This is a genomic window from Thermincola ferriacetica, assembly GCF_001263415.1.
Taxonomy (GTDB): Bacteria; Bacillota; Thermincolia; order Thermincolales; family Thermincolaceae; genus Thermincola; species Thermincola ferriacetica.
On record NZ_LGTE01000001.1, the window covers coordinates 116,229 to 129,344 of the forward strand.

A 13,116-nucleotide genomic window follows, 5' to 3' on the forward strand; every position below is an offset into this window, starting at 1 on the left:
AAACAGTTTTCTCCTCTACGGCTTATTTTTTTGTAGGTATTTATGGAAGATAAAATAATCTTTGCGGTCTGATTGTTAATTTATAATTACCTTGGCCAAAAAGCACATTTAAGTTGAGGGATGCGTATACTAAGGAAGGGCGGGGTCCGGTTAGGAGGTTTTAATATGAGTTTTATAGAGGACTTGACCAGTTGCCTGCAGGAAGAAAACAATGCCGTTATCGATTACCTACACTTGGCTGCCAATGCGCCTGACGAGGTATCCAGAAGAGTTATTCTTCGCATTAGTAGGGAAAAACAACGACATGCCGATTTTCTTGCCTGGCTGTTAGAAGGTTGCGAAAAGAGCTGCGCGAAGGCTCAGGATGAAGATAAACAGGACAAAAATGCTCGTCCGAGGTCTAGGGTACAAAGAACTCTTAAAAAGTAATTTAATCACAAAGTTTAAAGAGCTACCATGACAAAAAAACAGGTCTTAAGACCTGTTTTTGTATTCTTATGGCTGGGGCGGCTGGACTCGAACCAACGCATGCGGGAGTCAAAGTCCCGTGCCTTACCAACTTGGCTACGCCCCAATGTGGAGTTATCAGTAAGCTGTAAGCTGTAAGCTGTAAGCACTGTTAACTACCAACTGTTAACTTTCAACTAATAAATGGTGGAGGGAGAAGGATTCGAACCTTCGAAGGCTGTGCCGGCAGATTTACAGTCTGCTCCCTTTGACCAACTCGGGCATCCCTCCGTGAATAGCAGTTGTTAGTTAACAGTTATTAGTTGGCAGTTATTAGTTAACAGTTATTAGTTAACAGTTATTAGTTGACAGTTATTAGTTGATAGTACTAACTATAAACTATTGACTGTTAACTGTAAACTGTAAACTGTTGACTGTTAACTAAAATACTGGCGGAGCAGACGGGATTCGAACCCGCGACCTCCGGCGTGACAGGCCGGCATCCTAGACCGACTAGACCACTGCTCCGCATTTTTGAGCCACGAAATTCATTATAATCAAATCTCCAGGGTTAGTCAAGCATCAATTATTATTTTTCTATGGCTGTTACCAATATACTGATCGCCGGTTACCGGTCACTGAAAAAAAGAGGTCCAGTGTGTAACACTGGACGGGGAGAGATAGAACTCACCAAAGCGGAGTATCTATAGTTTTAACGTTTCAGCAAAAAATATACATGGTAGAACAAAAAACTTTAAAAATTTTTTTAGGGCGTTTTGCACAAGTAATCTGGGAAAACTTTGCATACTTAAGGGACTGGCCTAATATATTATAGCGATGTACAAACGGGGAGGTTATCCGCAATGAAATTTCGCCAATTATCTTTTATAGTATTGATATGTTTTGCAATTAACCTAATTTTAGGCGGTACCGGCTATGCTGCTCATGAGGGCCAGTCACAAAAAAACGAAGATACGGAAAAAGTGCTCAAACATGTCTTTTTTATTATTTTAGAAGGAGTGTCCAGTAAAGATCTAAGATCGGCTTATACGCCAAACATATCAGGAATTGCCGCCAGCGGAATACAAGGGTCGGCCATTGGGGTTCTGCCGGAAACAACGGAAGCTTTTCTGGTGGCACTGTTAAAAGGACAAATGCCTGAAGTAAATACGGGTAATGCTATCAGGAATGACCAGTTAGCTGTTGGGTCATTGCCGGCTCTTCTGGATAGCAGCGGGAGAAGCTCTGTATTTATAGACGACGGCAGAAAAAGTTTTGATGCGCTTTTCAGAGGTTTAAAGCGGTACCGGGTAAAAGAACAAATAAATATAAAAGAAATTGACCAGGCAGTTGTGGATTTAGCCATAGATAAATTTAGTCAGAAGCACCCCTTTTTTATGGGCTTAATTTTGCCGGGCACAGAACTGACACGAAAAAGCCGTGATTCTACGACTAAGAAAACTATGGTCGCATTAAATAGAGCAGATGAACAAGTAGGTAAGCTCCTGCGGGAACTACGCAGCCAGGGATTATTTGAAAACAGTCTGATAGTCATTACAGGTTCGGCTACATATAATGACGCTGGGCAAGGGGATTGGACTATTGAAAACAATATGCTTCCTTTAATCATGACAGGGCCGGGGCTAAAAACAGGGATACAGGCTCCTCCGGCGAGAATTATTGATGTTGCTCCAACTGTTGCCTTATTGGTAGGAGTATATTTAAATCCGCATCCTGATGGGTTGGTCTTGTGGAATTTCTTACTAGCGGGAGAAGGATTTACGGAAGCCAATTTAATGAAGAAAAGATTGACGGAGCTTAGTTCTGCCCATATAGATTCGATAACTGAGATTTACAGGTTGAACCACGAAAAAGCCAGCATTAATATTGCCAAGGAGAGAATTAATAAAGAAAAGAGAGAGGTTGAAGATAAAATTAACAGAAAGCAGGAAGAAGTGAACAGGTTAAGATTCAAACTAAACGCATTTAAAATGACCGGCATAATGTTTCTTCTGGTTGTTGGAGCTGGTTACATTGTAGAATATTATATATTAAGAAGAAAATTTCTTATGTTTTAAAGGTGAGACTCTTACCAGATACCCCTCCGGGGTTTTTATTTTTCCGAAAGCGGTGGACATAGTGATTCTGTAAGGAAATGTGAACTAAATAACTTACATATTTTTTTACATGCGAGAAGGAATTTAGAATTTTCTGTCGAAATCCTCTTAGTATAACGCAAGAAATTACCTGAATAACGCAAAATTATCCCTTTAAATTTTCTTTACATCGAAGGAAGGAATTGAGTAAATTTTGTAGAAAAGTTAAAAATGTGTGAATATTTAAAAAAGACTAATCAATATATTTTTATGTACAATGTGTCCTATAATTTTCAGCATTGGGGTGAAGACATAATGAAAATAGCAATATCTGGAAAAGGCGGCGTGGGGAAGACAACTGTCGCATCAACTCTAGTCAGGCTTTTTGCCGAAACTCATAATACCGTTTTTGCCGTTGATGCAGATCCCGACGCTTGTTTGGCTGCAGCAGTCGGAATTGACGACGAGCAAATCGAATCTGTAAAGCCTTTGGTTGAACTAAAGGAAGTAATTGATGAAAGGATGGGAACAGGCGCTTTATATCCCATAAACCCAAAAGTGGACGATGTTCTGGATGATTATAGTATTCCATTGGGCAATATCAGGTTTTTGAGAATGGGCGCCATCAAGCAGGGTGGCTCTGCCTGTTACTGTCGGGAAAATAACTTTTTGAGCGCCGTTATGAGTGCGCTGTTACTTGATAAAGATGATGTCGTGGTGATGGACATGGGAGCCGGCATTGAACACCTCACCCGGGGGACGGCCAGAGGGGTTGATGTGATGCTGGTAGTGATTGAACCAAGTAAAAACAGTGTAAATACTGCCAAGACAGTGAAGCAACTGGCAAAAGATTTAGGAATCGAAAAAGTCAGGTTTATTGGAAATAAGATAAGGAACCAAAAAGAAAAGGAATTTGTTCTGAACCAATTCGATGCCGATGAAATACTGGGTTTTATACCTTTTGACGATGACGTTTGGGAAAGTTCCATGGATAAAGGGCCAGCTGCTGAACCCGGGGGGGAACTTCTCCGGAACATGAAAAAAATTAAAGAAAAACTATTACAGGAGGTGGCGAAAGGAAGGGATTAGGAGGACAAAAGGCGAATTACTTTCTTCATAACACTATTTATTTTTTTAATGTGTAGGGGTGAAGGGAAAGCCAAAAAAATTATTAAGGAGGTTAAAGTTAATGCCAAGATTTAGAGATTCAAAACACACCCATTTTCCGTCAGATGCTCCAAGAGTGTTTGAGCCTAAAAACGTAAAACGCTCAAAAGATCCTGCTGTTCTTGAAATGATTGAAAAGACGCAGGAAAAAGGCATTATTACCGCTTTTGATCGGGCTGTTGCCCAACAACCGCAATGCCAATTTGGATACAAAGGTACTTGCTGCCGGTTCTGTATGATGGGCCCCTGCCGGGTAACCGCTGATACAGGTCCGAAGAGCAAAGGTATTTGTGGCGCTGACGCCTGGACAATCGCTGCCCGGAGTACGGGTACAATGTTGTTAACCGGTACCGGTGCCCACTGTGAACATGCCCGCCATATTGCGGAAACTGTTTTGGAAGTGACGGAAGGAAAAGCTGCCGATTATAAGATTACTGATACCAAGAAGCTGCATAAAGTGGCTAAGCGTCAGGGTATTGAAACCGAAGGTAAGTCCGATACGGAAATTGCCAAAGAGCTGGCCGAACAGGCTCTTGATGATTTCCGTCTGCTTACCGGCGAAGGTGGCTGTAAGTTCTTCCTCAACACCGTTACTAAAGGCAGGGTTGAGAAGGCTGAAGCTTGCGGTATTGTACCGAACGGTATCCAGTCTGCTATGGCTGACTTGTTGGCTCAGGCTCATGTCGGACAGGATAACGACCCGGTAAACATTACTTTTAGCGCTCTGCGCTCTGCGTTGGCGGATTATACCGGAATGCATATAGGTACCGATTTCTCCGATATTCTGTTTGGGACTCCCGCCCCGGTTCTTTCTGAAGCTAACCTTGGTGTAATAGATAAAGATAAAGTTAACATCATTCTCCACGGTCATAACCCACTGTTAAGCGAAATGATTGTTGCGGCAGCCCGTGAACTTGAGGGAGAGGCAAAGGAAGCCGGTGCCGCCGGTATTCAGTTAGCCGGTATATGCTGTACCGGAAACGAAGTTCTGATGCGTCAGGGTGTACCTATCGCAACAGGCTTCAGTTCTCAGGAAATGGCTATTGCTACCGGTGCTGTAGATGCTATGGTTGTGGACGTTCAGTGTATCATGCCTGGTTTAACAACCATTGCCAAGTGCTTCCATACTCAAATCATAACTACGCAGTCAATTGCCAAGCTGCCCGGAACAGCCCATGTTCCGTTTAATGTTGAAACGGCTATGGAAGACGCCAAAGAAATAGTTCGGATGGCTATCGCAAACTTCAAGAACCGTGATCAAAGCCAGGTACACATTCCGAATGTTAAATACAAAGCCGCTGCCGGCTTCAGCTTAGAAGCAATTTACGATCTCTTTGCAACTATAAACCCTGAAAGACCCGTGAAGGTTCTTACCGATGCCATTCTGTCCGGACAACTGAAAGGTGTTGCCCTCTTTGCAGGTTGCAATAACCTGAAAGGTGTGCAGGACGAAAACCATACCGGTATTATCCTGGAACTCCTCAAAAACGATGTATTCGTAATTTCCACCGGGTGTGCAGCTCAATCTGCTGCTAGGTTCGGCATAATGGATCCTGATAAACGAGACGAGTTTGTTGGCGAAGGCCTGAAGGCATTCCTGAGCCAGTTTGACAACAAGGCTGGTCTGAAAGGTAAAGTGCCTGCCGTTCTCCACATGGGATCCTGTGTTGACAATACCAGGGCTTCGGACCTCCTGATGGATATGGCTAATGAATTAGGTGTAGACACTCCGAAGGTTCCGTTTGTGGCTTCTGCACCTGAAGCTATGTCCGGAAAAGCAGTTGCTATTGGATGCTGGGCGGTAACTCTGGGCCTGCCGACTCATGTTGGTGTACTGCCGCCGGTAGAAGGCAGCGACCTGTTCTTCAGTATTTGTACCCAGATTGCCAGCGACGTTTACGGCGGTTACTTCATCTTTGAAGTAGACCATAAAGTTGCTGCCGAAAAACTTCTCAGCGCATTAGAGTACAGGACCTGGAAACTTGGCGTCCACAAAGCTACTGCCGAGAAATTCGAAACCAGTCTGTGCCAGAATTACTAATGTAATTTCCCAAATCGAAAGGAGGAACACGAATGTCTGAAGAGTTGAACTTTGATCAAATATATGCGGACGCAGAAAAGGCTATGGAAGGCAAAGAGCCTATTAAAATGTACAGAAGAGCTTACAAGGGCGCTATCACCGCTGTAAGTTACGCTGAAATTCTCCTTACCCAGGCTATTAAAAAGTACGGGAAGGATCAGAAAATCGGTTATCCTAACACTGCTTATTTCGTACCTGTAATCCGCTGCTGGTGGGGAGACGAATGCACCACATTAGGCGACTTGGTTCCTGTCTTAAACAGAGCCAGAAATCAAATTACGGAAGATTTAACCTTTGAACAATACCGTCTGAACGGTATGTCCACCTGGATTGCTGCCGATATTATTGAAGTAGTACAATATATCGGTTATGATGAAAGCAATCCAAGGTTTCCTGCTCCTTGGACCGGATTTATCGGCGACCCGGTTGTACGTCAGTACGGTATTAAGATGGTTGACTGGACTATCCCCGGTGAAGCTGTTATCGTTGGCCGGGCCAAAGACAGCAAGGCTGCTGCCAAGATTGTTGCCGACCTGATGGGTAAAGGTTTAATGATCTTCCTCTGCGATGAAATTATCGAACAACTGCTGGAAGAAAATGTTAAGTTGGGTGTAGATTATATTGCTTACCCGTTGGGTAACTTCACTCAGGTAGTTCATGCAGCAAACTACGCTTTGCGGGCCGGTATGATGTTTGGTGGTATTAAGCCGGGCCTCACCGATGCTCAGAGAGATTACCAGAGACGTCGTATCTTAGCCTTTATTCTGTACCTTGGCGAGCATGACTTTGTTAAGGATGCTGCCTGTGCAGGGGCTATTTATACCGGTTTCCCCGTCATCACTGACCAGGAACTGCCAGAGGACGAGCAAATTCCTGATTGGTTTGTCTCTTGTCCCGATTACGATAAAATCGTGCAAACCGCTCTTGAGGTTCGTGGAGTTAAACTGACCAACATTGAGATAGACATTCCCATTAACCATGGTCCTGCCTTTGAGGGAGAAACAATCCGGAAGGGCGATATGTTCCTTGAAATGGGCGGCGGTCGGACTCCGAGCTTCGAATTAGTGCGTATGGCTGATGATACCATTGAAGATGGCAAAATCGAGCTTATCGGTCCCGATATCGATTCTTTGCCGCCGGAAGGTGGACGCCTGCCCATTGGTATCGTAGTTGATATTTACGGACGTAAGATGCAGCCTGACTTTGAGCCTGTTCTTGAGCGGCGCATCCACTACGGTATCAACTACGGTGAAGGTTTATGGCACGTTGCTCAGCGTGACCTGAACTGGATGCGGGTAAGTAAGGATGCTTATGCAAAAGGCTTCCGCCTGAAGCACCTGGGAGACCTGCTGTACGCCAAGTTTAAGGCAGAGTTTGCTTCGATTGTTGACCGGGTACAGGTTACCATTTATACCGATGAGCAAAAAGTTCTCGAAATGCGTGAAGTGGCCCGTGAATATTACCGGAAGCGTGACGCTCGTCTGAAAGAGCTCACTGACGAGGGTGTTGAGGAATTTTATTCCTGTACGCTTTGCCAGTCCTTTGCCCCGACCCACGTCTGCGTTGTTGCTCCTGAGCGGGTTGGTCTGTGTGGCGCTGTTAGCTGGCTAGATGCTAAGGCTGCTTATGAAATTGACCCGCACGGCGCAAACCAGCCTATTCTTAAAGGCGAATGTGAAGACGAAGTTAAAGGATCCTGGAAGTCCTTCAACGAATTTATTTATCAACACTCCCAGAGAACTGTAGAGAAGGTTAACTTCTACACCATTATGGAGAATCCGATGACTTCCTGTGGTTGTTTTGAAGTTATCCTGACCATGGTTCCTGAATGTAACGGCTTCATGGCAGTTAACCGTGAACACTCCGGTATGACTCCATGTGGTATGAACTTCTCGACTTTGGCCGGTACCTGCGGCGGTGGCGCTCAGTTGCCTGGCTTCATGGGTATAGGTAAAGCTTACTTTGGTTCCAGGAAGTTTATTAAGGCTGACGGTGGTTTGGCCCGTATCGTATGGATGCCGAAGGCTCTTAAAGAGCAGCTTCGTCCTATCCTCGAAGAGAGGGCTGAAGAGGACGGCCTTGGCAAGGATTTCGTAGATAAGATTGCCGATGAGACTGTCGGAGTAACCGGTGAAGAAATTCTGCCGTTCCTGGAGGAAAAAGGCCATCCGGCTCTTACCATGCCTCCGTTACTCTAAATGAGATGTAAAAATGGGTATGAGGATGCAAAAAAAGTTCTAGATTGATGTGGCCACTTACTGTGGTCACATCAATCAAGTTATAAATTAATTAAATTAATTATAAAAGAAAGGAGATTGGGGAATGGGTTTAACAGGTTTAGAAATTTTCAAACAACTACCCAAGAAGAATTGTAAGGAATGTGGCCAGCCAACTTGTTTAGCATTTGCTATGCAATTGGCTGCCGGTAAGGCAAGCTTGGACGCTTGTCCTTATGTAAGTGATGCTGCTAGGGAAGCATTGGATTCTGCTTCGGCTCCGCCTGTTGCTTTAATTAAAATAGGCGTTGGTGAAAAGGCAATCGAGCTCGGTAATGAAACCGTACTGTTCAGGCATGATAAGAGATTTGAACATCCTACCGCGATCACCATTCGGGTTAGCGACAACGAAGATGTAAAAGCTAAAGTGGAAAAGATCAATAAATTAGTATTTGACCGTGTTGGTCAAATTCATGAAGTTAGTATGGTTGCTATTACCAATGATTCCGGTGACGCAGCCAAGTTTGCGGAAGCCGTAAAAACAGCCCAGGATAATACTGCATATCCTTTAATGCTGGTAACTTCCGATGTTGCTGCCATGGAAAAAGCCCTTGAGGTTGCAGGAGCTAACAAGCCGCTGGTTTACGCTGCTGATGCCAACAACTATGAGGCTATGACCAATCTGGCCAAGAAGTATGAAGCTCCGCTGGTAGTTAAGGGAACCGACCTTAATAACCTGGCCGAAGTTGTTGAAAAAGTTGTTGCTCTTGGCTACAAAAACCTTATGCTGGATTCCGGCGCAACCGAGATTTCCAGAATGGTTGCTGACCAGGTTCAAATCAGAAGGTCTGCGCTGAAACTGTTCCGTCCTTTCGGTTATCCGACTGTTGCATTTGCAACCAATGATGACCCGATGATGGAAGCTATGAATGCAGCTACTTTGATTGCAAAGTATGCCGCTGTTGTAGTGGTTAACAGTGCTGAACCAGAACACATACTGCCTCTCATTACATTACGTTTGAACATATACACCGACCCGCAGAAACCGATTGCTGTGGAGTCCAAGATTTACGAAATCCTCAATCCGGGTCCTGATGCACCTGTACTTATCACAACAAACTTCTCACTCAGTTACTTCTGTGTTGCCGGTGATACTGAAGCTGCAAGAATGCCAGCTTATATTATCCCCGTTGATACTGACGGTATCTCCGTACTTACTGCTTGGGCTGCCGGTAAGTTTACTCCGGAAAGCATCGCTGATACCATTAAGAAACTTGGCATTATGGAAAAAGTTAATCACAACAAGATTATTATCCCTGGTGGCGTAGCGGTATTAAGTGGTAAGACTGCTGAACTGACCGGTTGCGAAGTAATTGTTGGACCTCGTGAGTCTGCCGGACTGCCTTCCTTCTTCAAACAAAGGTGGAATAAGTAGTAAAATAGCTTCTGGTTAAAATGGTCTTGACGCCGAATATTTAAAGAGAAAATTTGGCGCAAGAAATGTAACGGGAGAGATTTTGTTCGGAAACCGAGAGTATAAATTATTAAAAATGGCGAAAGGAGCGGGAGAAATGGCTGTAAATATAGTTAAGGAAAGATGGACCAGTAAGGTAGCAGAACTTACTATTGGTACTGGTCCGAATGCAGTTAAGGTTGGAGGTGAAACTACACTTCCATACCTGCAATTTGAAGGAGAATTACCAAATAAGTCTCTGGTAGCTTTGGAAGTTTTCGATATGGCACCCCAAGATTGGCCTGAATTATTAACATCCGCTTTTGCAGATGTACTTAACGACCCGGTTGCTTGGGCCAAAAAATGTGTGGAATTAGGCGCCGGCGCAGTAGCATTAAGATTGATGAGTGCTCATCCTGACTGGAAAAATGCTTCCGGTGAAGAGGTTGCTAAAACAGCTAAGGCTGTTGCCGATGCTATTGATGTACCTCTGATTGTTATCGGCTGCGGTGTGGAAGAAAAAGACGGCGAAATCCTTCCCGTTGTCGCAGACGCATTATCTGGCAAGGCTTGCCTGATTGGTTGCGTAACTCCTGAAAACTATAAGACCATTACAGCCGCTGCCATTGGTGCGGGACATAGCCTTATAGCTTCCTCTCCGTTGGACATTAACCTTGCCAAGCAGTTAAATATCCTGCTGAATGAAATGGCTATGCCGTTAGACAGGATTGCGATTGACCCGTTGGTTGGCGCTCTTGGATACGGTATTGAATATGCTTACTCCATTATGGAACGTGCCCGTATGGGAGCTCTTACCGGTGACAAGATGCTGGCTATGCCAATTTGCTCCTTCGTAGGTCAGGAAGCTTGGAAGAGCAAGGAAGCAAAAGATCCCGATGTTGCTGAGTGGGGTCCGATCCATGACCGCGCTATTCTGTGGGAAGCTATAACAGCATCTACTTTTGCTGTTGCCGGTAGTTCCATTATGATTATGCGCCATCCCGAGGCAATGAAACTCTTCTATGCTTGGGAAAACGAAATGAGGAAGTCCAACGCTTATTAATATAAAGAAAAAGGAGGCATGAAAATTAATGTTTGAAATTATCGGTGAAAGAATTAACGGTCTTTTCACAGACATTCGTGAGGCCATTGCCAACAAAGACCCGAAACCTATTCAGCAGTGGGCTGTAAAGCAGGCTGAGAAGGGCGCTGCCTGGTTGGACATTAATACCGGGCCTATTTCCAGTAAAGAGGAACAAGCTGAAGTAATGGAATGGTTAGTAAAGACTGCCCAGGAAGCCGTTGACCTTCCCTGTGCTATCGATACTACTAACCCCTTGGCTATGGAAGCAGGGCTCAAGGTTCATAAGGGTAAAGCCATGATTAACTCCACAACGGCAGAACAGGCTAAAATGGAAGTATTTTTTCCCATGGCAGCCAAATATAATGCGGCTCTGGTAGCACTGGCTATGAATGAGAAAGGTGTTCCCAAGAGCGCCGAAGACCGTACAGCGCTTGCTATGGAATTAGTTGCTATGGCTGATGCATACGGGATACCCTTCCAGGATCTGTACATAGATCCCCTTGTATTGCCTGTAAACGTTGCTCAGGAGCACGCTCCGGAAGCTTTGGAGGCTCTCCGCCAGGTTAAGCTTCTCTCCAACCCGGCTCCCAAAACCACTGTTGGCTTGAGCAACATTTCCCAGAAGGCTCCTAACCGTCCGCTGATCAACCGTACTTTCCTGGCTATGGCAATGGTCTGCGGTTTGGATTCCGCTATTATGGATGCTGATGATGATGACCTGGTAGATACCGCAGCTACTGCCAGCATCATTCTGAATCAGTCTATTTACTGCGATTCCTACCTTAAGATTTTTAGACAGAAATAGATAAAACTGTTACAAGATAATTTAGAGAGCTCCCTCTTAAGGGAGCTCTCTAAAATTAAGTTCTCTCTTTAGGAGGGGAGCTTAAATGGGGAACAAAGCAAGAGTGGGTGTTTTTCTCTGTGGCTGTAAGGAGGTTATTACCGATACTGTAAATTTTGGCCGGATAATTGCCGAAATTAAAAAGACTTCCTTCGTTCAGTACATACGGGAAAGCCAGCACCTTTGCGCCTGCCTTGAGGGTGAACTTATGGCTGCGGAAATTAAAAAATACCGATTAAACCGCATCGTTGTAGTTGGTTGTTCAGGTCCCCGGCAGGAGAAATTTTTTACATCTATTTTGGAGAAAGTTGGCCTTAATTTACATTTTTTTACTATGGTTAATCTGAGGGAAGAATGCAGTTTAGTACATCCGAAAAGCGTTCAGGCGACCGCAAAAGCGTTGCGGCAAGTAAAAAGGGGTATTGCCCGGTTAGTTAAAATGGATGAAGTATCTTGTGAAGTAGTTAAGGTTAACCGGACTGTCCTGATTATCGGCGGTGGGATAGCCGGAATAGAAACAGCTCTGGAAGTAGCGGCCAAGGGGTTAAAAGTGATTATTATAGAACGAGAAGAGTTTCCTGGCGGTAACCTAACAAAGATTAATTCAGTATATGGAATAGATTCAAAACCTTCTGAAATTTTGAAAGAAAAATTAGCTTTATTAAAGGCTAATTCTGACATAAATTTGATGACATCTACCAAAGTGATTGATATTGACGGTAATATTGGTAATTTCACTGTTTATCTGGAAAACGAGGGACAGGAATTTTCTGTTAAGGTTGGTTCCATTGTAGTGGCCACCGGGTTACAAACCATTTTCTGTTCCGTTAAGTATGGTTTAGGAATTGCCGATAATTTACTGGGGCTAGCGAAGTTAGAGCATTATTTATTACAGGGAAAAGATTTCACGAAAAAGAAAATATCTTTCGTTATTGGTAAAACGGGCGAAAATTTCAATTTACCTTTTATTGTGGCTCTGAAAAATGCCTTATATCTGAAGACGAGATTCGATGCAGAAATATATGTATTTTACTCTAATATTAAGGTTGCCGGCGATAACTGGGAGGCTTTATATACCGAAGCAAGGGATGCCGGAATCAGATTTTATAAATTTACAGAAAAGCTTAATATAACCGTTGATAACGGAGAAGTGACTATCAGTTATGAGGATCCTTTGCTGGCCGCTAAGATTCCCGGAAATTACAGGATTGTATGTGATCTTGCCATACTGCCTGAAGAAATTGTACCCTCGGACGGAACGGAAGAACTGGCCGGGATGCTGGACATCGAACTGGGGCCCGACTATTTTCTGGGGCCTGATAATGTTCATCTTTTTTCGGAGTATACAAGCAGGGAGGGCATATACCTGGCAGGCAGTTGTCAGAAGCCCAGCCTCCTTCCGGAAATTATGATACAGGCTAAAACAGTGGCTGCAGATATATATAAGAAATTGAGAACGGAAGAGGTTAAAGTTGAATATATGCAACCCTATGTAGATGCTTCAAAATGCGTGGTATGTCTAACCTGTTATCGCTGCTGTCCCCATAAAGCCATTACCATTGCATACGATCGGCAGTTCAATAACTTGTATAGATCTGCGGCACAGGTAAATCCTCTTGCTTGCCGGCGCTGCGGAATATGTGCTGCGGAGTGTCCGGCTAAAGCCATTCATTTACCCGGTTATACTGATTTGCAAATTTTGGCCCAACTGGATGCCCTGGAGGTCTAA

9 protein-coding genes and 3 tRNA genes are annotated in these 13,116 nt (G+C 44.2%); 9 read left to right on the forward strand and 3 right to left on the reverse strand.

Features of this window, described 5'->3' with window-relative positions; all coding sequences use genetic code 11:
* The first annotated feature begins 165 nt into the window (after positions 1-165).
* Positions 166-429, forward strand: a complete 264-nt coding sequence (locus tag Tfer_RS00530; RefSeq protein ID WP_013120037.1) for a ferritin-like domain-containing protein — start codon at positions 166-168, stop codon at positions 427-429.
* Between the two features lie 69 nt (positions 430-498).
* On the opposite strand, the gene Tfer_RS00535 is transcribed toward Tfer_RS00530, so the two are convergent.
* The 3 genes from Tfer_RS00535 to Tfer_RS00545 all read right to left on the reverse strand — a co-directional run bounded on the left by Tfer_RS00535 (position 499) and on the right by Tfer_RS00545 (position 975).
* A tRNA-Gln gene (locus Tfer_RS00535) sits at positions 499-574 on the reverse strand.
* A 78-nt stretch (positions 575-652) separates the two neighbouring features.
* Positions 653-738: transfer RNA gene (locus tag Tfer_RS00540), tRNA-Tyr, on the reverse strand.
* A gap of 159 nt (positions 739-897) precedes the next feature.
* Positions 898-975 (reverse strand) — tRNA-Asp (locus tag Tfer_RS00545).
* A 335-nt stretch (positions 976-1,310) separates the two neighbouring features.
* On the opposite strand from Tfer_RS00545, the gene Tfer_RS00550 reads away from it, so the two are divergent.
* The 8 genes from Tfer_RS00550 to Tfer_RS00585 all read left to right on the forward strand — a co-directional run bounded on the left by Tfer_RS00550 (position 1,311) and on the right by Tfer_RS00585 (position 13,116).
* The gene (locus Tfer_RS00550; RefSeq protein ID WP_052216421.1) at positions 1,311-2,525 is read left to right on the forward strand and encodes an LTA synthase family protein; all 1,215 of its coding nucleotides are present in this window, start codon (positions 1,311-1,313) and stop codon (positions 2,523-2,525) included.
* A gap of 333 nt (positions 2,526-2,858) precedes the next feature.
* Positions 2,859-3,632: an ATP-binding protein gene (locus Tfer_RS00555; RefSeq protein WP_052216580.1), complete on the forward strand. Its 774-nt coding sequence runs from the start codon at positions 2,859-2,861 to the stop codon at positions 3,630-3,632.
* Between the two features lie 100 nt (positions 3,633-3,732).
* Positions 3,733-5,751, forward strand: a complete 2,019-nt coding sequence (gene cooS, locus Tfer_RS00560) for an anaerobic carbon-monoxide dehydrogenase catalytic subunit (RefSeq protein WP_052216422.1) — start codon at positions 3,733-3,735, stop codon at positions 5,749-5,751.
* Positions 5,752-5,783: 32 nt separating this feature from the next.
* Positions 5,784-7,988: an acetyl-CoA decarbonylase/synthase complex subunit alpha/beta gene (acsB, locus tag Tfer_RS00565; RefSeq protein ID WP_152908930.1), complete on the forward strand. Its 2,205-nt coding sequence runs from the start codon at positions 5,784-5,786 to the stop codon at positions 7,986-7,988.
* A 124-nt stretch (positions 7,989-8,112) separates the two neighbouring features.
* Positions 8,113-9,441, forward strand: coding sequence for an acetyl-CoA decarbonylase/synthase complex subunit gamma (gene acsC / locus Tfer_RS00570; protein WP_013120042.1), 1,329 nt, complete (start codon positions 8,113-8,115; stop codon positions 9,439-9,441).
* Positions 9,442-9,577: 136 nt separating this feature from the next.
* Positions 9,578-10,522, forward strand: coding sequence for an acetyl-CoA decarbonylase/synthase complex subunit delta (locus Tfer_RS00575; RefSeq protein ID WP_052216582.1), 945 nt, complete (start codon positions 9,578-9,580; stop codon positions 10,520-10,522).
* A 28-nt stretch (positions 10,523-10,550) separates the two neighbouring features.
* The gene (locus Tfer_RS00580) at positions 10,551-11,348 is read left to right on the forward strand and encodes a methyltetrahydrofolate cobalamin methyltransferase (RefSeq protein ID WP_013120044.1); all 798 of its coding nucleotides are present in this window, start codon (positions 10,551-10,553) and stop codon (positions 11,346-11,348) included.
* Between the two features lie 85 nt (positions 11,349-11,433).
* Entirely contained in the window at positions 11,434-13,116 is a 1,683-nt protein-coding gene (locus Tfer_RS00585) for a CoB--CoM heterodisulfide reductase iron-sulfur subunit A family protein (protein WP_052216423.1), read from the forward strand.